Consider the following 24,025-nt stretch of genomic DNA (forward strand, 5'->3'; position numbering starts at 1 on the left):
ATATGAAAGATTAAGCACAGAATAAAACAGCTGAAACGGTAAAATACATCATTAATTACAACTTAAACACTATTTTTGTTAACAATAGTTAAAATTATATTAAATAAGTTAACTTAAGGTTATAATATGAATACTTAATTAATTTGATGATGGGGTGAGAATATGCTGACTGTCCCTGAGCTGACTCCGCAGGTACTTTATATTGAACCGGTTGTACATCCGGAGTACTTATGCCGTGCCGTTCATACTGATGGTGTAATATACTGTAGAAAGACATCCGAACGATGGATTGATGAAACGCTGGTTTACTTTTATTCGAGCAGTATTAAAGTAAGGCGTCAAAACGTTAAGCTGATACATAATATACATAAGCTGCAGCCGATTATTATCGATGAGAAATATCAATTTGTATTCTTTCCGCTTGAAAGCTGTAAATATAAAAATCCGTTTTTTGTCAATCTGCGCCAGCTGATCGATTTTAAGCTGGTGGACGGCAAACTGATTATTATATTTATAGACGGACGGGAAGTGGAAACGGATTTTGATTACCAATTTTCCAGGAAACAGTACGAGAAGACCTTATTTATACTGGACAGAACGGTAAAGCATCAAAATGCATTGAGAAAGTACTACAGCGACAGGGAGGGATAATAATGGCGATACTTACAGCCGGCGGAATATATAAAAATAAAGAAGACGTGCTGACCGGCGGCCATTTGATATCCGCTCTTACAGCGCAGCATACATATGATGAAGTATATATTCATACGAATTTCAGCTCGGAAGAAACAGCGTTGACTTCCAAATTGAAGGAGTCACTCAGGAAAAAAGGAGTGAATCACCGAAGCGGACAATCGGTCTCAGCACCGTATGGCGTAATTTGTGATGAAACATTTACAGGGAACTCAAACATTTACGATACATTTCATCAGAAAGAAAAATATTTAAAGAAAATTGATAAAGTGATTATAACGACCGACATCGGCGAACGGGACTTCAGATATATTTTAAACTTTGCACGGAGAAACAAACTGACAACACTCGTATTTACTTGCGGTGAATACATTCCTCAGCATATTGCTGAAGAAAATCTCATAATACTGGAAAACAGCGGTATTCCGAATTACCACGCGTATATTAATGAAATTAAAAGAATACTGGTTGAACGGGAGTTTATCAGCATTACAGAGGTCAAAGACAGGGAAATACCTGAAACGGGCGCACAGCGGTCCGGCAGAACAGTCATACAGCTGCTTTTGCTTGCTGCAGTAATATTACTGCTGTTTACAGGCGGATTTAAGCTGCTGGAGTATATCAGCAGCGACAGAGCAACTTTTGAAGCGGATATCGACTGGGCACAGGAAGTGGAGCATAATGACTGTGACACAGTGGAAACATGTGCAGTACTTGGTGATGAATATTTGAAAGAATTGAAAACGTATGTTGATTTGCAAGACGAGCCGCATATCTTTTTTGAGAACAGAACACGGACAACTTTCATTAATTATGAAATAAATAAATTTGAGATTGCCGCCAGCGAGCAGGAAAATCCGCTGCCGTTCGGTAAAGAAGAAACGTTCACAGCAATATGGGATGTGTTTCAGTATGTCTTTCCGCACCGTTATTTAGAAGAAATTGATGAATACCGTCTGTTTTCTGACGGTGAGGGAAATACATCTGCCTACGTATCAATTCAAAGAGAAGGCACAGTGCTTGCGATGGATGTGCGTGACAATACACATAAAGCAACACAGTATCGTAATCTGATACATGAATTCGGACATATCTATTCACTTCCCATTGAGGATTTTGATGAATCATGCGACAGTACGGATATTTCATGTGCGAAAAAAGACACGATTATTGATAATCACAGGGAACGTTTCTGGTCGCAGTATGACGAGAACTGGCATGAAAATTCCGAAAAGAGCAGGTTTCAGCTGAAAGGATTTTATAATAATAATGTGACGGATTTTTACGTGCCGTATCAAGCAACTAATGTCAAAGAAGATTATGCGATAACATTTATGAAGTTTATTACAGAAAAAATTCCTGCAAACAGTTCTCAACTGCGCGATGTTAAAGTACAATCAATGTATGAAGACGCTGAACTCGTTGCGTTGAGAGTGGACATCTTAAAATCATTTGTTCAGTTTGAGAAGGAGAGAGCAACTTGAAGCTAAAAGTTAAAGTGAGAGATTACGAAAGCGGGATATCAATTACGAAAATAGATGTGCCTGCTGAATCAACAGTCGATCTGCTGCTTGGAAAACTGGTGCAGGAAGACCTGCTGTTTGATTCATACTTACCCAACATTAAAACAATGGGATATACATATGGGGAATTTCATAGATTAAAAACATCCAGCCTGTTTCACGGTAAGGAAAAAGCAGTGCTGACTTCTAATAAAGTTGAAATTACAATCACTCAAAAAAAATCGACAGAAGGACATAAAGCAGGGCAGCTGCTGCTCGATTACTCGCAGCTCGTCAACGTAGTGGATAAATTCAAAGAACTTGAAGGAGATTCGAACGTTGAATACGGAACAGTATTTTTTGTACAGCAGGAAAAACATCAGTATTTAATCAGATATGAAGAACACGGTTTTGAACTGTATCACTTTAAACTGCAGTATGACAACGCATTTAAAGACGAAGACAGATTCCCGTTCCTGATACTGGAGTTAAAAACTAAACAAGAACTGACACCAAGTGAACTGAAATGGATACGGACAATAATGTTCCCTTCGAAAGAACGTAAAAATCCGATTATTCATCTGGAAGTATCCAAACTGAATCAGGATATCATCGATGAACTGACAACACTCGTACATAGAATTATGGTCATCATCGGTAAATTCCAGGTAAGCAAAACATCACTGGAATCAGACGGCAAACTGCCGTCTTACGTTCAGCTGGATGAGAAAAATTCAATTGGGTTTGTGGAAATTGAGCAGCTGAAGCGGATAGTGGAAGCGTAAGACAAGATATTTTAAATATGCTATCATTAAAATCTTGTAAAAATATTAAATTTAGAAAGTAGTACTGATAAAATGCAAAAAGAAGTGAGACTGGAGAAAAAAAGATTTCGTCCAGAAATAGAAGGTTTGAGAGTTATAGCGGCTTTATTAGTCGCAATTTATCATATTTGGCTTGGGAGAGTGTCCGGTGGTGTCGACGTATTCTTCGTAGTTTCAGGATTCCTGATAACAGCGAGCCTGGTATCAAGACATTTAAGAGAGGGCTACGTAAATCTCTTTAAATTTGTAGGGAATTTGATGAAGCGTTTATTGCCTGCATCATTCTTTGTATTGACAGCAGTCGTTATATTAACAATTATATTTTTACCCAGTGTGCAGTGGAAACAGCTTATAAGCGAACTTATAGCGAGCGCGCTGTATTTTGAAAACTGGAGATTGGCAATTGACTCAGTAGACTATCTGGACTCATCCAATCCGCAATCGCCACTACAACATTTCTGGGCAATGAGTATACAGGGACAATTCTACATAATACTGTTTACTATAGTGACAGCAGCTATCTTCCTGTCCAGAGCTTTTAAAATTCAGATGAGAAATATGCTTGTTATTATTTTCTCGGTTATTTTAATTAGCTCATTTATTTTCTCAATTTATCTGACAGATGCTAATCAGCCTGTGGCATACTTTGATACAAGAGCAAGAATGTATGAATTTATCGTAGGCGGATTGCTGTTTCTTTTTATAGACAGAGTGAAATTAACTAAATCTATATCATTCATAATAGGCTGGACCGGCTTAACAGGATTGATTCTGTGCGGCATTATATTTGATGTCAGCACTAATTTCCCGGGAGCAATGGCGCTCTGGCCGGTGGGATGTGCAGTCCTCGTATTACTGGCAGGACAAAATTCCACTTCATTTGGTGTGGAGAAATTTCTCGGAAATAAAATATTCGTGAAACTGGGGAGCTATTCGTATGCTTTCTACTTATGGCATTGGGTAATCTTGACTTTTTATAAAACATCATACGATATTAAAATAGGAATTCTCGATGGTTCGGCAATACTAATTGTTTCAATAATACTGAGTTATATCACTACAGAATTTGTGGAAAAACCGGTAAGAGCCAGAGACGGGAGATTTATTTTAAGATTTGCACCAGTATTGGCAGCTTTATTAATTACATCATCGTATTTAATTTATGAATATAAAAATACGGAAATAGAATTTGAAGGTCTGATTTACTCAAATGATCATCCGGGAGCAATGAGTATCCTTCAGGAATATTCAAACTATGATAAGAATGCAGAATTAATTCCTGATCTTGCATCTGTAAAAGACGACCTTCCATTAACATATGAAAAAGACTGTAATCAAATGGGTACAAGGACAGAGGCAAAGTACTGTGTTGCTGGAAATGACGAAGCAGAGTATGAAGTAGCATTAGTTGGAGGTTCTCATTCTGCTCATTGGTATGGAGCGTTTGAAGAAATTACTAAAGAAAATGAGCAGATAAAACTTGTTAATATTACTAAGAGTGCATGTCGTTTTTCATCTGATCATATGTCTGATGACTGTGATGAATGGAACCTCAATGTGCTGAACTTATTAGCAGAAAGAAAACCAGATTTAGTTATAATGACTGCAGATATAGGCAGTAATCAATATCCTGAAGTTACAGATGGTTATTTAAAAAGATATAGTCAACTGGATGAGATGGGTATAGAGGTTATGGCTATTCGGGATAATCCGTGGTTTGAAGTGAATATTCCAGAATGTGTGGAAGAATATGGGCCAGGGAGCAGTAATTGCCAGCTTGACAGACAAAAAATACTTCCAGAACCATCGAAATGGGATCGTCTTGAAGTAAAACCGGATAATGTTCATTATGTCGATTACACAGAGCATTTTTGTGATGAAGAAGTATGCTATCCTACTAAAGGTAATGTAATTATCTACTTTGATGCAAATCACATTACGAATACTTATATGAAAACAATAACTCCATTTATAACTGACGATGTTTATAAAATATTAAATGAAGTATCTGATTTCACAGTATAGATAAAAGAGCGGACTTGTGTCTGCTCTTTTTTAAATTATGGGTTTTTAAATGACACCGATATGAATTACTATTATAATAAATGAGATACAAATTTATATTTAAAAAGTGAACATATAAGAGGGAATATAATGAATCACGTAATTACTTTATTTAAAGAGCAATTTCAAAATCTCCATTTAATATGGAAGTTGTCAATTTACAATGTTAAGAGTGAATACTCCAACCATTATCTTGGTTTGTTCTGGAACATTCTGCAGCCTCTGATGCAGGCCGCCATCTATTATCTGATATTCGGACTGGGTCTTAGAGGCGCAACAGCGCCGGATTCAGAAATTCCATTTATTGTTTATCTTATTTCGGGACTATTCCCCTGGCTGTTTATTTCACAGGCGATTAACATAGGATCGAATGCTATTTATGCACAACTCGGTCTGGTCACTAAAATGAGATTTCCATCCAGCGTACTGCTGTCAATTTCATTTACAAACAGTTTAATAAACCTTGCGTTTATGACATTAATTATAATGCTCATTTCAGTTTTCAGCGGATTTGTAAATCCGATGTATTTCTTTATGCTGATATATTTTGTCATCGCATCATTTGCACTGATTTTTGCGATTAACTTAATAATGAGCACACTTATTATACTGGTACGGGACTTTAGAAATGTCCTGCAGAATGTTATACGTATGGGATTTTTCCTGACGCCGATATTCTGGCAGCCGGGTGAAAGAGGCGGATTACTGCAAATGATATCCGATTTAAACCCTTTTGCTTATCTTGTGCAGAACTTCCGTAATGCGCTGATATACGGTGACGGATTATTTTATGGAACGATGGAGCAGCACTTTTACTTCTGGGCAATAACAATTGCATTCCTGCTCATAGGAAGTTACCTGCACATTAAATTCCGTTATAAACTAATTGATTATCTATAAGGACGGTAAAATAATGAAGTATTTAATGATATGTAATGCATATCCGACATTACAGAACCTTTATGCCAACAGCTTTTTGCACAGAAGAGTGAAAGCTTATCAGCAAAAAGGGCTGGAAGTCGATATTGTTGTTATAACAACAAAAGTATTAAAAGATAAATATTACGATGGTGTACACATTAAATACATGGATGAATATCAAATCGCATCATATTTAAAAGTAAATGATTACTCTACAGTGTTATTTCACTTTATTAATAAAAAAATGTTTTACGGTATTGAACAGCTGGAAGAAGACCGGCGTCCAAATATAGTAGTATGGCTGCATGGTTTCGAAGCAGAAGCATGGCACCGCCGATATTATAATTTTTTGGAAAACGTGGCTCAGCTTGATAATGCACTGGAACGGAAAGAGACTGTATTTAAGCCGCAGCGGGAATTTATCCGGGACATTATGACACGTGATGATTTGAACATTAAGTTTATCTACGTTTCACAGCGGTTTAAAGAACTTTACGTTGATCCATATGTGGGCGTCGTACCGGAAAAATATTCTATTATTCATAATATCATCGATGATGAGCTGTTTGAATATCATAAAAAGTCAGCTGATGACCGTATGAAAATCTGTACTATCAGGCCGTTTACAGCACGTAACTATGCTAACGATATAACGGTCGACGTTATTAAGCAGTTAAGCAGAAAAAAATACTTTAATAAGCTTGAATTCAATATATACGGAGACGGCAAATTGTTTAATGTACTGACTAATTCATTAAGACAATTTGATAATGTAAATCTTCATAAAGGATTTGTGAAACAGGATGATATTCCTGAAATTCATAAGCAGCACGGGATTTACCTTGGACCATCCCGTCATGATTCGCAGGGTGTGTCTCTCGGAGAAGCAATGAGCAGCGGACTGGTGCCGGTAACGAATGCCATAGGCGGTATTCCTGAATTCATTTCACATAAAGAAACAGGTATGCTTGCATCGAGAGATAACGTAAGCGAAATGGTGGAGCATATTGATTATTTATATAAACACGCTCGTAATTTTAAAAAAATGAGTGCCCAGGCTGCAAAAAGTATTAAAAAGCAGGCCGGTCTGAATGTTGTAATAAACAAGGAAATTGAGGTGATTACTAATGGCTGGAGTTAATTGGGAAAAAGCATATCATGACCTGGAAGATCATATCGAAGCGATAATGCGTGAAACCAGCGATTTGGTAAACAATGCTGCCCCAAAATTAAAACTGAATGAAGTATATATAACGAAGACGAATACGCTTGATGTAATTATCGATGCAACAGGTGATAAAATGGAGTATGCAATCGATCTCATTGATCGTAAAGGAAAAATGGAAACGATTAAAACGGGCTATCAGAAGTCCAATACTTTTTCTTTTGAAATACCTGATGGAAGATACTCCGTCACTGCCTATGCAAAAGAAAGCGCAAAGGACAACTCAAGAGTGTTCGAGAAAATATCTGTGAATTTTAAACGGGTGCTTAATGATGAATAAATTTTATATGGAACTGGACGACAGGGATAACGGCCTGTCAGTAACACTGACAATCGCAAAAAACGAAGGAATCCAGGATTTATATACCCGTCTCAGTACATATGATATGGCGAAGTTTATCGATTTAACAAAAATTGATACAGGCAATGTCTGGGACATTATTAATGATTTTCCGGCTGATAAAATAGATGCTGTTTTTATAATCAGCGATTTTCAGATTAATGAAAGTCTGCTTAACACAACGGACAATATAGCGGATATAGACTTTAAAAATGAACTGTATTATTTAACATCCGGGTCAAAAAGTGCACATATTCTTGAGAAGTACCGGATGATTAATATTAACGTTAAACAAAAAAGTAAATCTTACGAACTTGAAATTGTTGAAAGTCTGCTGAGAGAGCAGGATAAGAACAATGAAGTAATCAACGGTCTCGTAAGAGAAAAACAGCAGCTGCAGTTTTCACGCGGCAGAGCTGACGATGATGATCTGGAAACAAGATATTTAGATTTAATGGAAAAGTATAAGCAGTCTCTTGACAGACTGGAGCAGCTGCGAAGCTCGAAACTTGGTAAAATGCAAGTTGCATACTGGAACAGGAAAAGAGGATATTAATGAAGGTAGTTAATAGAATCAATACAGCAGATGCAAACTCCCAATATATAAACAACGTCATATCTTCATTGTCGGAAACAAGACCAGCAGGCCTGACAGTCATTCAGTATATTTCAGACGCTGCATCAGCCGAAAGTTTCAGTAAACCTGCAACTGTGGGTATGGAGAATATGAATACTGTACTCGCAGCTGATAAGCATGAAGTATATGAAATACTGAAAGCACAGGCAGCTGGCGCTACTGCAGTCGTATTCGGTACTGTTGAGGATGCGAAAGTTTATATTAAATATTCTCATGTCCTGATTATTGACGGCAGTCTGACAGTTGAATTTAACGGCAGTATACCGGAATTTGACAATGACAAAATATATCTTACAGATATAGCTGACAACGATGCACTGGATGCTAAAATTTATAAGAAATTTTTAGCTGATAATCATATTGATGAATACAGTTTTGAATCTCATACAATTGAAAAATTAATCAGGGAAGCAAACTGTATTATTCCATCGGATCTTATATTCCATCACAGCTTTTCATATAACTTTTCATTCAGATTTAATATCTGGATGTCGAATCTGATGGCAATCGTTAATTTAAACGGTGAAATTGTTAAGGCTGACGGCATATGTGTTCACGGTGAAATGAACAGAGGCATACCCGAAAGCTGCAAAGATACTGTACTGTGCATAAAATATATCGACAGCAAAATAGCAAAACGCTTTGATGATGATGTATCTGAAGTTCTTCAGTACTTTAATAAAGTATTTACAGCCAATTTGAAAAATCATATCGACAAAGGAAATATCAGCAGAGAAAGTCTCGTTGAAGAAATGAAATCTGTCGGTATTGAAAATATATATTACTCCGCTTTAAACAAAGGCGATGCGAAAAAACTTGTCCTGGCATACTGTTTCCCGCCGTTCAATGATACGAGCGGCAACGTGATGGCTAAAAGAATTTTCGAAGCAGGGGACATAGTCGATGTGATATCGAATGATATGAGCCGTATCCGCAACAAAGATAATAAACTGCTTAATATTATGTCTCATCTGCTCGACTCACAAATTGTACTTACAGGCCCTCAGGCATTCAGCAGCTGGACGAGCATCGAAGAATACATGCAGGGTGTTTCTAATAAATATAAGCTTTATGAGAATAAATACGATGAAGTATATTCACGTGTAATGTTTCCGCATTCTCACTTTGCGGCTTTTGAAATAAAAAAAGAAAATCCGGATATTAAATGGATCGCTGAATTCTCGGATCCTCTCTATACGGATGTTTCTTCAAATCTCAGATTTGCTCCAATTGAAGATGATGACTATATCCAGATGCTTAAAGAGTATACTGGTGAGGAATACAGTCATCTGATCGATGATAACTCATTCAATGTATGCGAGGTTATTCCGTTTCTTTACGCTGATGAACTCATCTTCACGAACCAGTATCAGCTGGACTATATGATTGAGAGATTCGATGAAAAAATCAAAGCTCTGGTAAGCAGTAAAGCAGTTATCAGCCAGCATCCGACGCTGCCTGGTGAGATGTATGATATTGTAAAGTCATTCTATAAAGTAAATCAGGATGAAATCAATGTTGCATACTTCGGAAACTTTTACGATACACGCGGATTCAGACAAATAGAACTGGTGGCAAAACAGCTTTATGAAGCCAAAATTAATAATTTTAAAATTCATGTCTTCACTAATCTCAATAAGAAAACGATGAGATTTTTCAGACAGAGCGAGTTTAAAGAATATATAGAAATGAATCAGTATGCCCCTTATTTCGAATTTCTTAATTTAACCAATCTGATGGATGTGCTGCTTATATTCGATGCAGAGACTGTGGGTATAAAACCTTATAATCCATACGTTCCATCCAAATTGAGCGATTACAGAGGCAGTACGAGTAAAATATGGGCATTTACAGAAAAGAACAGTGTTCTTGATTTAACGGAGGAAGATAACCTCTACACTGTTCAGCAGCATGATTATTATAAGTACGGTGAGGCATTTGCACAGATTTCTAAAGATATCGGCAAACCGGTATATAATCCAGCTAATATTAAATGTCTAAATTAACACTGACTTGGAAGTGGGAAAAATGACTTATAAAGTTAAAGTTGATAATGTATCAAAAGTTTTCAATACAACAAGCAACAAGAAAAAGCTGTGGAAAATCTTATTTCCTTTTATGAATAAAGAACAGGAATTTTATCATGCGTTAAGAAATATCTCATTCGAAGTAGAACCGGGAGATTCAGTTGGTATCGTCGGCTTAAACGGCTCCGGGAAATCGACATTGTCCAATCTGCTCGGCGGCGTTACAGTGCCGTCATCAGGAGAAATATATGTTGATGGAAAACCGTCTCTGATTGCGATTTCCGCAGGATTGAATATGGAATTGACCGGTGAAGAGAATATTCACATGAAATGTCTGATGCACGGCTTAAGTGAAAAACAAATCGAAGAGCGCTACGATGATATTGTAGCGTTCAGCGAGCTTGAGGATTTCCTTAATCAGCCGATTAAATCATACTCGAGCGGAATGATGTCGAGACTCGGATTTGCCATTGCGGTACACACAGATCCTGACGTACTGATTGTCGATGAGGCACTGTCAGTCGGGGATGATACATTTACCAGCAAGTGTATTGATAAAATGAAAGATTTCAGAGAACAGGGTAAAACCATATTCTTTGTCAGTCATTCCATTCCCCAAATACAGCAAATGTGTAATAAAGCAGCATGGATTCATTTTGGGGAATTGCGTGAATACGGCGACTGTATACCGGTCGTGGGACTGTATGCACGATTTGTCAGAGGCTATAATATTAAGCCGAAGCACATTCAGAAACGCTACAAAAAAGCGATGGTTGAAGGGCAGAGAACCACAACTTTTGACGCAGACAAAAATGATACGAAATTTGGTATAGGGAATAGTATACTTTTAATGATTTTTTCGGTTATTATAGTTGTAATGGGTTATTTACAAGCAATTCAATATCTATAAGGTGCTTATAAAATGAATAAATTAACTTATGAAGAATTAAAAGAAATAGCGTTGGAGTCTTTGGAGAAAGAAGAACGTGCTTTAAATGAACTGAAGAATATAGACAGACAAATATCAGTTCTGAAAAATGAGAACGACAGATTAAACAGACAGATAAAAAAATATCAAAGTTTTCTTCCTATCAAAGTAGGTTTGAAGATGAAAAAGTTTGTCAGAAAGTAGTGTATGAGTATGTCTAATTTAAAAATTAGAGAGAGACTAAAAGAAATAAATAAAATTAAAAACTCAGTACTTTCGGATGAAAAAGTTCAAGAGGAAACCCCTCTTTTTCCTGTCAGTAATTTAGAATGCGGGATAAGTGTCATTATTCCTGTTCATCAGGGAGAGAAGTTTATAGAGGACCTTGTTGATTCTTTAAAGAAACAGACGCTTGAAACCAGGTTATTTGAAGTAATATTCGTCTTTAACGGAGAGTATGAAAAGAGTGAGGCACTCCTTGAAAAACTGGAGACACCGTTTAATCACAAAATTCTCTATTCTGATCAGGGAGTCGGTATTGCCCGCAACCTTGGGATTAATAATGCACAATATTCCTATATAACTTTTCTTGATGTCGATGATACTTTATCTGCTGATTACTTAAAAAATTCACTTTCAGAAGCTGAACCATATACTATATTGCTAAACCAGCTGCATGAAATTGTAGAAACAAGAGATGATCACGGTAATAATGTGATTAATAAAGAGCTTCTAAGACTTAATCAGTATCCAAACAGCTATTTTGAAGTAGGTAAAAATCTGTCATTAAATGGTGCGAAAATCGTGCCGACAAGCTTTTTACTGAATACACAATTCAATGAGTCACTGAATAACGGTGAAGACGTTGTTTTATACGCAGCGTTAATAACGGAATTTAAACCGATTGTAAAAATAAATCAGCAGCCGGCTGTTTATTACAGGTACAAAGGGCAGGGGACATTATCCCGCGCCAAAGTATCGTTTCAGTTTAATGTACTGGACAGAATTAATGTTATCGATGCACTGCAGGAACTTCTGAAGTACGAAGATGACCTTGATGTCAGAAATTTAATCATAGACAGAATGCGTTCGCAGGCACTGTTCATTAATAAGTACCTCGTCTTAAATATGGACGATTACGGCAGAGTAACAGACTTGATTAAATTCAAGCAGGATGAATTTTATCCGTATCAGCAGGTCAATAAGGACCTGGCGAAAACTTTGTACATCAGTTATTGCTTTCCGCCGTTTGTAGATACCAGCGGTGTCGTAATGGCCAAACGCATTAATCAGGGTAAAAAACCGGTTGATGTCGTTTTTAATGATATGACTGATGTCAGAGGAATGGATCCGTCACTTGAAGTCATAGCTAATCCGTATATTGATGATAAGTATATGATTAATACAGCCTCATCGTTCTCAAATGCAGGATATATTCAGTCATTCGTTGATAAAGTGAAGAAACGTGTAGAGATGCAAAAGTATAACCATCTATACAGCCGTGCACTCTGGCCGGGTTCACATATGGCAGCGTTTGAATTTAAAATGAATGACAGCAGTCTGAAGTGGACTGCGGAGTTTTCAGATCCAATTTTATATGATATTAAAAATGAGGCGCGTAAAGCAGGCTATTTTACAGTGAAAGAAGTAAAAAGACTGAAGAAAAAAGTTCCTAAAAACTTTGAGGAATATATCAATACCAATCTGTTTAATATGTGCGAAGTACTGCCGTTTATCTTTGCTGATGAAATAGTGTTTACCAATATTAATCAGCAGGAAGTAATGCTCGAACGATTCGACGATGAGTTTAAAAATATGGTGTATAAGAAATCAGTTATTTCAAAACACCCGTCATTGGATGAATACTATTATGATATAGATAAACATTACGTATCGCTGAATCAGAATGAATTTAATATCGGTTACTTCGGAAATTTCTATGAAACGAGAAGTGCAACAGATATTATAAATATTGCTAAAAAAATTAAGGAATATAAAATCAAAGCGAGGCTGTATATATTTACAAATGATACTTCCAAAGTAAGAAGCCAGGTAATAACACAGGGTGTTTCTGAAATAGTTCAGGTAAATACATACTTGAAATACTTCGAATTTCTTAATGCGTCAAAAGAATTCGACTGCTTGATTTTAAGTGACGCAAATACGAAAGAGTATATGAAGAAGAACCCTTATCTTGCTTCAAAATACAGTGATTATATATCCTCGGGTACGAAAATATGGTCTCTTTATGAAGAGGGCAGCGTACTCAGTGAAATAGTTAAGAATGATAACAATAACGTCTTCGGCAGTGAGCTCGGTGACACCGAAGCAATCGAAGAAACATTATTTGAATTAGTTAATCACAATAAAAAAATTGAGTCCTGATTTCAGGACTCAATTTTTTTATAGTTCTTTCTGCATATATTTATGAGGAATACCGGCATCGTCAAATTCTTCGGATGCTACCTGGTAGCCGAGCTTTTCATAAAACTTAATTGCGTGAACCTGTGCACCAAGTTTAGCATGTGTGTAGCCATTCTCTTCGGCATGAATATGAACGAAGTTCATAAGAGCCTGACCCAGGTGAAGGCCTCTCGCAATCTGTCTTACAGCCATACGTTCAACTTTTATTACGCCGTCACCGATATCACGGTACCTTACAGTGCCGAGCGGACGGTCATCGAGCATAAGAAGAATGTTAATGGACTCTTTTTCGTATTCATCTACTTCCATTTCAAGCGGCACGTTCTGCTCTTCGACAAACACTTCTTTTCTGATTTCCAGGCATTGATTGTAGTACTTTTTATCATCTGTTATTTTAAGCTCCATATTATCACCTACATCGCATTTTTTCTTCGTATAACCGTATACTGCCAAAATACTTTAAGCTGTTCAATATTCCAGTAATCCATACCGAGTGACAGAGCGGGACGTGTATTAAATTTCATACTGCTTCCTTCTGCCGCTGCAAGTGCAATGTACTGCATGTGCGGCTTCAGCATTTTAAATTCATCGGATAACTTTCCATTTTTTTTAATCCAGTCGAGAGGAAAGATATGATCAAAAATATTTACCACTTCGTATATTTCAGGAATCGCAGTAATATAACATGCTGCATCTACAGAAGAATTATTCTGCGACTCTGAAAAATAGCTTCTCAGGGACAAATATAACTCTTTATGCTCGTGATTCATATAAAAGTACTCATTCTCAATCTTGGGCTGACTGCTGTTTTTAATCAGTTCTTCCAGATTATCCATCATTTCATGGATATTCGTTACTTTATCATATGATTTTCTCAAAACAGCCACCTCGCTTTAATTAATAATAATAACCGTTATTTACTGAATCGCTGTTACTGCCTTCATAGTAATCATCCTGGTTTTCTGTACCGTCATCATAGTAGCCATCCTGCTGATTGTTTGTGCCATCGTCGTATGTGCCGTTATTGTTGTAGTTTTCTTCCTGTGTCTGTTCTTCAGTGCTTTCGTTTTCAGGAGCCTGGTTATTCGGGTTGTATTCTTCATCCGTTGTGTCTTCCAGATCATCTTCACCCTCGATATCTGATTCTTCATAGTTGAACTCTTCAGTTTCAAAACCGTCGCCGTACGGGCTTTCATATCCTTCTTCAGCGTAATAAGGAATCATTTCAGGCTGATGATCTGTCAGCATGTATTCATCCATATATTCATACGGAACCAGGTAATCGCCTAATCGGAGCTGCAGCAGATCAAACGGCTCTGAAGGCTCAATTTCCAGAATGGAACGGATTGTATTGGAAAGGACAAATAAATGTTCGTCATCGGCTCTGTAGAAGTATGCTCCGCTGCCCTGACTCCAGTAATCCGTACCGCGTAACTGCGTTGAATCAAACGATATTTTATTAAATGCGTAATATGATGCAAGCTGGCGGATATCTTTTGCTGTAAAATTGTGTCTTGTGTTATCTGCGACGACTTTAATTAAATCATCAATTTTACTTAATCCGCCGGATGATTTCACTTTGCTTAAGACTGCTTCAACTAGTTCCATCTGTCTGTTCCCGCGTCCAAGGTCGGAGTCTACACGACGGCTTCTTACAACAGCCAGTGCCTCTTCACCGTCAAGTTCCTGGACACCTTCTTCAAGAATGATTCTGCCCGTATCATGCTGATCCGGTTCGTTCATGTCGAAAGGAACATCAAATTCAATGCCGCCGACAGAATCAACAATATCTACAACTCCTGCCATATTAATGCGGACGTAGTAGTCGACCGGCACGTTCAGCAGTGATTCAACAGCTTTCATGGAAGCTGAAGGACCGCCGTACATGTGCGCGTGGTTAATTTTATCGAAATACTCTTCGGTTTCAATGTACGCGAGAGTATCTCTCGGGATGTTAACTAATTTTACATCGTCGCTGTTTTTATCAAAAGTAGCGAGTATCATACTGTCCGTACGGAAATCGTCACCGCCGAGGTTTTCTTTCTCTGCACGTGATTCGTTTTCGTCCGTACCAAGAATCAGTACAGTAAAGCTGTCGTCAACAGTAGCATCTTCTTCACGCAGATCGGAGCGGTCCCGATCAGTGGGTTCGTATGAACTGTTTACTCCTTCATCAAAAGTGTTATAAAGACTGTAAATATATATTCCTGCGACTATTAAAATAAGCACGAGGACAATTACGATTGTCCAGATTATTTTCTTCATCAATGTTATAGACCCATTTCTTGTTTAGATTTTAAAATGCACTAACTTCTATTATAATGTTAATAAGACATAATTAAAAACAATATATTAAAATACAGAGGGTTGCAAATGAAAAAGGTAACGATGTTCGTATGGAATAATTTTGTGAACGATGCAAGAGTCCTGAGAGAAGCGTCTGCACTGGCAGACACCGGTTATAAAGTAACGATAATTGCCAAAAAAGAACTGTCTGAAATGCATCTTCTTTCCAGTGAAAAAATCAGTGAAGGTGTCTTCGTTAACAGACCTTTAAAACTGGAGTTGTCTGAAAGAATTACAGGACGTATTAAATCATCTGTTATCACTAAGCATATACCAAATATGCTGTTAATGTTCAAAATGATTATGCTTGGAAGAAAGTATGATACAGATGTATATCATGCACATGATTTAAACACTTTAATACAGGGGATTGTCAGTGCCAAACTCCGTCTGAACAGAAAGAAACTGATTTATGATTCCCATGAAGTACAGACCAGCCGAACACATTACAGTTTTGATAAAATTTATAAGATAGAGAAGTTTTTACTGAACTTTACTGATGCAGTAATTGTAGAGAACGAGACAAGAGCACATTATCATAATGATTTATACAAAGAGCTTCCTGCTGCTGTACATAACTATTCGGAACTCTATGAGATTGATGAAGTTGAAGCATTTCCGTTAAAAGCCGAGTACGATATTCCGGAGGATAAAAAAGTAGTGCTGTACCAGGGAGGAATGCAGGACGGCAGAGGGCTGTTTAAACTGCTTGAAGCATTCACTGAAACAGAAGGTGCAGTTCTATTCATGATTGGTGACGGGAAAGAAAGACAAAACCTGATTAAGTATCACAAAGAGCTTGCTCTTGAAAAGAAGGTAATATTTATCGATCGTGTACCTTATAAGGATTTGAGAAGATATACGAAAGCTGCTGATATCGGGATTCAATTTTTAGAGAACACGAATTTTAATCATTATTCTGCATCCTCCAATAAATTATTCGAATACATCATGGCGCATGTACCGGTAATAGGATCGAAGCTGCCCGAAATAGAAAGAGTAATCGAAGAAGAAAAAGTGGGGCTGACTGTTGAGGAAGGCAACGCCGGAGAACTGGCGGGAGCACTGAGCAGACTGATTAATGATGACGAACTGAGAATGGAATTTAAGAAGAACACGAGCTTGGCAAAACAGAAGTATAACTGGGAAAATGAAAAAGAAATTCTGACAGGCTTATATACGAAACTTTAATTTTGAATGGTCCGGCAACTTTGATATAATTAGTAAGTATTTTAAAATATACTCAATTATAAAGTGAGTTAAGGTGACTTATGAAAATATTATTAATCACGCAAAACTTCTATCCGGAAATTGGTTCCGGTGCGAACAGATTAAAAAACTTATATATCCAGCTGTCCAAAAAGCACGATGTTGAAGTGCTGACGACAAATCCATCCTACCCGAATGCGAAGATGTATGATGAGGAAAAATACTGGAGCACTGAACAGATTAATGATTCAAAAGATATAATGCGACTTAAAATGAGAATGGATAAGCAGAGTAAATCCATGGCGTTCCGTTTATTATATTATTTTGAACTTGCTTATAAAGTGCGGGTGTATGTTAAGAAGTACCAGTATCTGTATGACGCTGTATACGTCACAACACCAAATATTTTTCTTCCGTGGGCTGCTTTTTTCCAGAAGAGGGAAAAAGGCGTGCAGCGTATTTTGGAAGTGCGGGATCTGTGGCCGGACAGTGTACGTGACGTCGAGAAGATGAATATTGATTTATTCTTCCCGATTTTAAAATTCATGGAAAAAATGCTGTATAAACAGTCGGATAAAATAGTTATCAACAACGAAGGCTTCAGAAAATACATAATCCGTATGATAAAAAATAAGCCCGTATTATTTTTACCTAATGCATTTACGGAAAATGAAACGGGTTTTGAAGAGGCACCGGAAGATTTCAGAGTCATTTATACCGGCAATATCGGTTTTGCCCAGAGTTATGAGAAACTGCAGGAAATGGCGCATAAACTTGAGGAGAACAAAATTAATTTTAAAATTATCGGATACGGTATGAATGCTCATTTATTCCAGTCATATATTGAATACAATGATTTTGAATATGTTACTTTCGAGGAAGAGAAAACACGCGAAGAGTGTCTGATAGAAATACGCAAGTCCAATATCCAGCTGTCCATCCTGAAAGACAGTGACGTATTCCTTAATGTACTTCCGGGCAAAGTAATCGACGGTATTGCTTCCGGTGTACCGGTAGTGACCAACCTCGGCGGATACACGAGCGAGCTTATAAATGAGTATGATGTAGGTTATGCAAAAGAGAAAGCGACTGCCGGGGAACTTGCAGAAGCCATATTGAAAATTAAAGGCAGCAGAGAACTGGAAGCAAAACTGAAAAATAATGCGAGACAGCTGCTGAAATCTCACTTCTTATGGGAAGAAAACATTGAAAAATTAAATAGTTTTATATTCGATAAAGAGTTTAGGCGGTAATAATACCGCTAAACTCTTTTATTAATGTTAAGTAAAGATAATTTAATGTAAAATGAATTTATTGAGTATAAAATATAATCTTTCTTAGGGGTTTGAAAAATGAATTCTATAATTAATACATTAAAAACTATAATACCTCGCAGTATGAGAGAGCGTTTAATAAGAAAAGTAACACTCCAGGATATTACAGTTCATAAGAATTATGCAGAAATTAATCTGACACTCAAAAACTTTTATAATTTTAATCTTAACGACAAGATAACAATTACTCTGTCAAATGGCGAATATGCTGAGACTCTCGCGTACACTGTTGATAAAAATAAGCTGTCGATTCAGCTGACGGACAGTGTATTTAAAAATACAACCGGCAACTCATCTATTAAGGTATCTGTTGACGGAAAAAATATGATTATCGATTCGAATGCGGGAATTGACAGTCAGACGTCATTTTTTAAAGGCGGGAGATACTATAATATTCTCGTTAACGGGACGCTTATTCTTGAGCACCTGCTTGCAGAGTATACATTTAACACATCATATATTCATGCAGAAAGCATGGAAGTGTCATATGAAAATTTATCAGTGTTATTCGGCAGCAGCCGGAGTATGGATGATTACAATCTGGCATTGCTGTATCCGAATAAAATTGTAGAACTGACGAATGAAGGTAACGGATCTGCAGTAACAGTTTCTGATTTCAGCACTGTTACAATGGGCAGAGCGACACTTTACGCAGTTAAAGGCTATGAAATGACACCCGTTAAACTGGATATCCGGGAAGTTAATTTAACTACTCAGGATCATAACCTGCAGTTTTTAAACGAAGATAATGAGCTGTATGCTTTTATTGAGAATCACGAAATCGAAATGCTGTCTGCTGATGCTGAAATGACAGAGAACGAAGATGCCGTATGTATTAAAATGTCCTATGATGAGCAGCTGGAAATTAATTATTTCGTCGTTGCAGATACTATTTCGGGTGAAGAGGAAGCGTTCCGTGCAGAAATGCTGTCAGCGGGCGAATTTAAAGCAGAGATACCCGTAGGCACTTTGGTTAATAATTTTACCCGAAAGAAATTCAAGCTGATTACAGAATCGGACGAGCCGATTACACTGCAGCCGAATGTGAACTATGCTGAAGTACTGGGGTTTGGGAAACGTTTGGTTATAAGCTACAAAAATCAAAATATTAAACTCTGGTTCTATAAAAGAAAAGATACTGCACTTGGTTTTAAAGTGACACAGCCGAGAATTAAAAGACAAGTAACATGGATTGAAGGTTTCGGCTTTGACGGTTTTATAAAAGGCCGGGAGAATTTTACTGACTGTGACAGCTTTATGATTTTTGAAGACCGCTACAGTAAAGAATACATTAAAATCCGTATCGATGAAGAGTTCAATATTGACCTGGCTGCTCTGGATTTAAAATCCATTAAGAGCAAAGATAAAACAATACTCGATGTGTTTGTCGCAATGCTGGACAGCAATGATGAAATAATAAGAAAAGAAAAAATAAAATATAAATTTTCCGATTATAAAAAAGATAATTATTACGGCAGTCACTCCGAACATGATGCTGACGGCAATGTGCATTATCATTTAATTACAACAACACCGTTCGACAATCTTAAAATAGAAACATTTTCTATTCCTGAAGAAGTAACTATACCTGATAAAACAAGCAGCAAGGATTTTAATACGTGGCTGGTCGGGGAACGTTACGATACAGCACAGGATAACGGTTATGCTTTCTATAAATATTTGAGAGAAAATACGGATGTTAATGCGTATTATACTATTGAAGCGGCTGCGCCCGATTATGAAAAAATAAAATCGGATCCGCATGTTTTGGCATTCGGTTCCCCTGAACATTTTGAAATATCATTTAAAGCGGGTGTACTGCTCGGTACTCATGACCTTGAGAATCTGCTGCCGTATAAACCTGCACGGGGTTTTTTCAACTACGAAGATACATTTAAAGTATTTCTGCAGCATGGTGTACTCGGCCGGAAACGGGTAGAATATCATAAGAAATATTATGATATTCCGTTTGACCTGTTTATTGTCAGCAGTGAGCCTGAAAAATATGACGTGGTAATGAAAAAGCTCGGCTATGATGAAGAAGACGTTTCGATTACAGGTCTTGCGAGATTTGATTCTCTCCCGCGGGGCAATAAGACAAAAGATATTCTGCTTATGCCGACATGGCGTGACTGGATTAATACAGACGAAGCGTTTTTAAACAGTCAATATTTTCATAATTATAATGGACTTATTCATAATGAACGCCTGATTAAAATACTGGAAGATAATGATGTCCAGCTGAATTTTTATCCTCATTACAGAGCGCAGATGTATTTCAACGATGAAATACTGAACCCGAGCAGCAATATTAATTTTATTCAGCTGGGTACAAAGACAGTGCAGGAACTGCTTATCGACCATGCGCTTTTAATAACTGATTACTCCAGTGTGAGTTTTGATTTTACATTGATGGATAAACCGGTCATTTACTATCATTTTGACGTCGGGAAATTTTTCAGGCAGGGTAAACTCCGTCCGTTATTCCAGACGTTTATCGGAAAAATTGCACGTACTGAAGATGAACTGGTGGATTTAATTGAACAGCAGATTAAATTGAACTTTCAAACGGAACATCCTGACATTTCGGGGATTTTCAAGTATCAGGATCATCATAACTCGGAACGTATATATACCAGCGTAAAAGATAAAATTAACAGTATAGAGAAGTAAAAACAACACCGTCCGGAAATACCGGGCGGTGTTGTTTTACATGCTGTATATTATTTTGACCAGATGTGCAGCCGAATTGCCGCTGCTGTATTTATTCCACTGATTATTAAAAGCTTCGATTCTCTCCATATCGAAATTATTATTTTTCAGTATGTTAATAATTTCTTTCGTACTGAACGCAACAGGCCCCGGCATATAAGACTGGTAATTGAACCAGAGACCCCGGGATTTTTCATATTCATTCAGGTCATATGGAAAAAATATCATCGGTTTCTTTAAAATTGAAAATTCAAAAGGAATTGATGAATAATCTGTAATCAATATGTCGGCTGCCAAAAGCAGCGGGTTAATATCAAAATCGCCCGACACATCGGTAACGAACTCATCGTTTTCAAAACCTGTCAGTTTAACTGCCGGGTGGAGTTTTAACAGCAGATGATAATCGGCCGACAGCTGTTTTTTCATAGTGTCGATATCGAGATGAATCTTTGTCACATCATACTCATCATCTCTGAAAGTCGGTGCATAGAGCAGTATTTTTTTACTTTCAAGTTCAGGCAGCGCTGCATGAATTTCTGCAGCAGCAGTGTCGACAGCATCCGGATGGTAAAAGAAATCTGTTCTCGGCACACCTGATTTAATTATACGTTCAGGACCCGCGCCAAATGCTTCCTTGAAAATATAAGCCATTTCATCAGAACTGACTGCTATATAATGAAAGCGGCTGTATACTTTTTTAAAACGTCTGTGTGCGCTGGCGGGCCGGTTTTTAATCGTCTTATCTCTGCAGCCGAAATATTTTACCGCACCGTTTGCGTGCCATAACTGTATGCATTTCACCGGTGTCCGGAAATTGCATGCAGCCAGTACGACGTGGTAGTTATCGACGAACAAATATTTTGCAGTAGCAAGGTGGTAGAGACCTTTCAGAAAAGATACAGCGTTACGCGGTGTAAATTCTAAAATACGGTCAGGTACTGTACTTTCGAACGTTTTTCTGCATCCCGGTTCTTTTAAGATGATGATTTTGGATGAAGTCTGTTTCTTTACTTCTGCAGCGACATACTCGATATTATCCCCGAAGGATGCCAGCATTACTGTTTTCTCCTGCAGCGGCATCAGCCGGAATATATTAAAAGCCAATCCTGTAACAGCAAGATAAAGGGATATGACTCCTTCTTTAATCATTTTTCTGTTTCAATTCATCTTTAATTTTAGTCGTTGAAATACCGCTTGTTCTTGGCAGATAGACGACATCACAATGTTCTTTAAGGAAGTCGAATTCGCCTTCCCAGTCATCACCCATAACAAAAGTATCGATAGCGTATTCTTTAACATCCCGGACTTTCTGGTCCCAGTCATTTTCACCGATAACTTCATCTACATATTTAATAGCTTCAAGAATCTGTTTGCGCTCTTCAAATGAGTGATATGCTTCTTTGTGCTTTAAAGTATTGAACTCATCTGTTGATACAGCGACGATTAAATAGTCACCCAGTGCTTTTGCACGTCTCAGTATATTGATATGTCCTGTATGAAGGAGATCGAATGTTCCGTAAGTAATTACTTTTTTCATGATAATTTGCCCCCGTTAAAGCATTAATATAGTGTTTTGTAGTATTATGAATTATAGCATAAGATAATTATGAAAACTTTGCAGGTGTGGTGGATATGAAAAAAATTAAAAATTTAGCATTAAAATTATATAAAATAGCTTTTTGGATATGCGGCAAGTCTTTTAACAAAGACCATTCGCTGATCGTTTTTGAGAGTTTCCTCGGTAAGCAGTTCAGTGATAACCCAAGAGCACTGTATGAATATATGTCGATACATTATCCGGAATACAGATTTTTATGGAGTGTCGACAAGCGCTATGCTGATGTATTTGAACGCTACGATATTCCGTATATCAAAAGATTCTCTCTCAGCTGGATGATTTATATGAATAAAGCGACATTATGGATTTCAAACAGCAGACTGCCGCTCTGGATACCAAAACCGAAAGGAACGACATATTTACAAACATGGCATGGTACGCCGCTGAAAAAACTTGCGGTGGATATGGAAGAGGTTCATATGCCGGGAACTGATACAGAACGCTACAAGAAAAATTTTACGCGCGAATCGGCAAAATGGGATTTCTTAATTTCCCCGAATGAGTATTCAAGTGAAATATTTAAAAGAGCGTTCAGGTTTGAAGATAAAATGCTTGAAACAGGATATCCGCGCAACGACTTTTTATTTACGAACAGCGATGACGAAGCAATAGAAAATCTGAAGAAGGATCTCGACCTGCCTGCAGATAAGAAAGTCATTTTATATGCACCGACATGGCGTGATGATTCGTATCATGGAAAGGGCAGATATAAATTTAATCTTGAATTTGATATGAAGAAAATGTACGAAACATTGTCTGACGAATATATTATTATTTTGCGGCTGCACTACCTTGTGAGTGAAAATCTTAATATCAGCGAATATGAAGGATTTATTTACGACTATTCCAAGTACGAAGAAATCAGAGATCTGTATGTTATATCAGATATGCTTATTACCGACTACTCATCAGTATTTTTTGATTATGCGAACCTGGAACGTCCGATGATTTTCTACGTATATGATATTGATAATTACCGCGATAAGCTCAGAGGTTTTTACTTTGACTTTGAGAAGAAAGCTCCGGGGCCTTTAGTTACTACGACGGATGAACTTCTGGCAGCAATCGAAAAAACAAAAACTGAAGACTTTAACGAAGTGTACAATACTGAAGAATTCCGCAGCAGATTCGGTGCGCTTGAAGATGGCAAAGCATCGCAGCGCGTAGCTGATGAAGTTATTTGTTATTTAAGAAGTAAAATTGTATAATTCACCATTGATG

Annotated in this window: 21 protein-coding genes; 16 read left to right on the forward strand and 5 right to left on the reverse strand. The window is 37.3% G+C overall.

Translation table 11 applies throughout. From position 1 onward, the window contains the following. The first annotated feature begins 162 nt into the window (after nt 1–162). From HNR41_RS01830 to HNR41_RS01885, 12 genes are all read left to right on the forward strand, one after another. The gene (locus HNR41_RS01830) at nt 163–651 is read left to right on the forward strand and encodes a competence protein ComK (protein ID WP_184281146.1); all 489 of its coding nucleotides are present in this window, start codon (nt 163–165) and stop codon (nt 649–651) included. Between the two features lie 2 nt (nt 652–653). Continuing rightward, a complete protein-coding gene (locus tag HNR41_RS01835) occupies nt 654–2,177 on the forward strand; it encodes a hypothetical protein (protein WP_184281148.1) in 1,524 nt (507 codons plus the stop codon). Continuing rightward, nucleotides 2,174–2,980 (forward strand): hypothetical protein, encoded by an 807-nt coding sequence (locus HNR41_RS01840; protein ID WP_184281150.1) that lies wholly within the window; start codon nt 2,174–2,176, stop codon nt 2,978–2,980. The genes HNR41_RS01835 and HNR41_RS01840 overlap by 4 nt, the downstream gene beginning before the upstream one ends. 72 nt (nt 2,981–3,052) lie before the next feature. Continuing rightward, nucleotides 3,053–5,044 carry an acyltransferase family protein gene (locus HNR41_RS01845; RefSeq protein WP_184281152.1) on the forward strand — a complete coding sequence of 664 codons (1,992 nt, stop codon included), beginning with the start codon at nt 3,053–3,055 and terminating at the stop codon, nt 5,042–5,044. Between the two features lie 129 nt (nt 5,045–5,173). After that, the gene (locus HNR41_RS01850) at nt 5,174–5,983 is read left to right on the forward strand and encodes an ABC transporter permease (RefSeq protein WP_184281154.1); all 810 of its coding nucleotides are present in this window, start codon (nt 5,174–5,176) and stop codon (nt 5,981–5,983) included. Nucleotides 5,984–5,996: 13 nt separating this feature from the next. Beyond that, on the forward strand, nt 5,997–7,145 hold the full coding sequence (locus HNR41_RS01855) for a glycosyltransferase family 4 protein (protein WP_184281155.1): 1,149 nt from the start codon (nt 5,997–5,999) through the stop codon (nt 7,143–7,145). Continuing rightward, nucleotides 7,132–7,509, forward strand: coding sequence for a hypothetical protein (locus tag HNR41_RS01860; protein ID WP_184281158.1), 378 nt, complete (start codon nt 7,132–7,134; stop codon nt 7,507–7,509). The genes HNR41_RS01855 and HNR41_RS01860 overlap by 14 nt, the downstream gene beginning before the upstream one ends. Continuing rightward, a complete protein-coding gene (locus tag HNR41_RS01865) occupies nt 7,502–8,125 on the forward strand; it encodes a hypothetical protein (RefSeq protein ID WP_188357530.1) in 624 nt (207 codons plus the stop codon). Before HNR41_RS01860 ends, HNR41_RS01865 begins: the two co-directional genes overlap by 8 nt. Further along, the gene (locus HNR41_RS01870; RefSeq protein ID WP_184281162.1) at nt 8,125–10,212 is read left to right on the forward strand and encodes a hypothetical protein; all 2,088 of its coding nucleotides are present in this window, start codon (nt 8,125–8,127) and stop codon (nt 10,210–10,212) included. The genes HNR41_RS01865 and HNR41_RS01870 overlap by 1 nt, the downstream gene beginning before the upstream one ends. A gap of 22 nt (nt 10,213–10,234) precedes the next feature. Continuing rightward, nucleotides 10,235–11,143, forward strand: a complete 909-nt coding sequence (locus tag HNR41_RS01875; protein ID WP_184281164.1) for an ABC transporter ATP-binding protein — start codon at nt 10,235–10,237, stop codon at nt 11,141–11,143. 12 nt (nt 11,144–11,155) lie between these two features. Continuing rightward, on the forward strand, nt 11,156–11,365 hold the full coding sequence (locus tag HNR41_RS01880; protein WP_035807796.1) for a hypothetical protein: 210 nt from the start codon (nt 11,156–11,158) through the stop codon (nt 11,363–11,365). A 9-nt stretch (nt 11,366–11,374) separates the two neighbouring features. Beyond that, nucleotides 11,375–13,546: a glycosyltransferase gene (locus HNR41_RS01885; RefSeq protein WP_184281166.1), complete on the forward strand. Its 2,172-nt coding sequence runs from the start codon at nt 11,375–11,377 to the stop codon at nt 13,544–13,546. Between the two features lie 18 nt (nt 13,547–13,564). Here the strand turns inward: HNR41_RS01885 and HNR41_RS01890 are convergent, their stop codons facing one another. Genes HNR41_RS01890 through HNR41_RS01900 form a run of 3 tightly spaced genes read right to left on the reverse strand, consistent with a single transcriptional unit; the run spans nt 13,565 to nt 15,850 of the window. Beyond that, on the reverse strand, nt 13,565–14,038 hold the full coding sequence (locus HNR41_RS01890) for a GNAT family N-acetyltransferase (protein ID WP_260399567.1): 474 nt from the start codon (nt 14,036–14,038) through the stop codon (nt 13,565–13,567). Further along, nucleotides 13,999–14,472 carry a DUF2538 family protein gene (locus HNR41_RS01895; protein WP_229714930.1) on the reverse strand — a complete coding sequence of 158 codons (474 nt, stop codon included), beginning with the start codon at nt 14,470–14,472 and terminating at the stop codon, nt 13,999–14,001. Before HNR41_RS01895 ends, HNR41_RS01890 begins: the two co-directional genes overlap by 40 nt. A gap of 10 nt (nt 14,473–14,482) precedes the next feature. Next, nucleotides 14,483–15,850 (reverse strand): LCP family protein, encoded by a 1,368-nt coding sequence (locus HNR41_RS01900; protein ID WP_184281172.1) that lies wholly within the window; start codon nt 15,848–15,850, stop codon nt 14,483–14,485. A gap of 108 nt (nt 15,851–15,958) precedes the next feature. Between HNR41_RS01900 and HNR41_RS01905 the strand changes: the two genes are divergently transcribed. From HNR41_RS01905 to HNR41_RS01915, 3 genes are all read left to right on the forward strand, one after another. Further along, on the forward strand, nt 15,959–17,122 hold the full coding sequence (locus HNR41_RS01905; protein ID WP_184281174.1) for a glycosyltransferase family 4 protein: 1,164 nt from the start codon (nt 15,959–15,961) through the stop codon (nt 17,120–17,122). A gap of 80 nt (nt 17,123–17,202) precedes the next feature. Further along, nucleotides 17,203–18,393 (forward strand): glycosyltransferase family 4 protein, encoded by a 1,191-nt coding sequence (locus HNR41_RS01910; protein WP_184281176.1) that lies wholly within the window; start codon nt 17,203–17,205, stop codon nt 18,391–18,393. Between the two features lie 99 nt (nt 18,394–18,492). Beyond that, nucleotides 18,493–21,147, forward strand: a complete 2,655-nt coding sequence (locus tag HNR41_RS01915) for a CDP-glycerol glycerophosphotransferase family protein (protein ID WP_184281178.1) — start codon at nt 18,493–18,495, stop codon at nt 21,145–21,147. A 36-nt stretch (nt 21,148–21,183) separates the two neighbouring features. Here HNR41_RS01915 and HNR41_RS01920 read toward each other — a convergent pair whose 3' ends face one another. Next, complete coding sequence (locus tag HNR41_RS01920) at nt 21,184–22,335, reverse strand: CDP-glycerol glycerophosphotransferase family protein (RefSeq protein ID WP_184281180.1); 1,152 nt, start codon at nt 22,333–22,335, stop codon at nt 21,184–21,186. Next, nucleotides 22,328–22,723 (reverse strand): glycerol-3-phosphate cytidylyltransferase, encoded by a 396-nt coding sequence (gene tagD, locus HNR41_RS01925; RefSeq protein ID WP_184281182.1) that lies wholly within the window; start codon nt 22,721–22,723, stop codon nt 22,328–22,330. Before tagD ends, HNR41_RS01920 begins: the two co-directional genes overlap by 8 nt. Before the next feature lie 95 nt (nt 22,724–22,818). Here tagD and HNR41_RS01930 point away from each other — a divergent pair, with 95 nt between their 5' ends. Beyond that, nucleotides 22,819–24,012: a CDP-glycerol glycerophosphotransferase family protein gene (locus HNR41_RS01930; protein ID WP_184281184.1), complete on the forward strand. Its 1,194-nt coding sequence runs from the start codon at nt 22,819–22,821 to the stop codon at nt 24,010–24,012. The last annotated feature ends 13 nt before the right edge of the window (nt 24,013–24,025 follow it).

Source organism: Jeotgalicoccus coquinae, from assembly GCF_014207425.1.
GTDB lineage: Bacteria > Bacillota > Bacilli > Staphylococcales > Salinicoccaceae > Jeotgalicoccus > Jeotgalicoccus coquinae.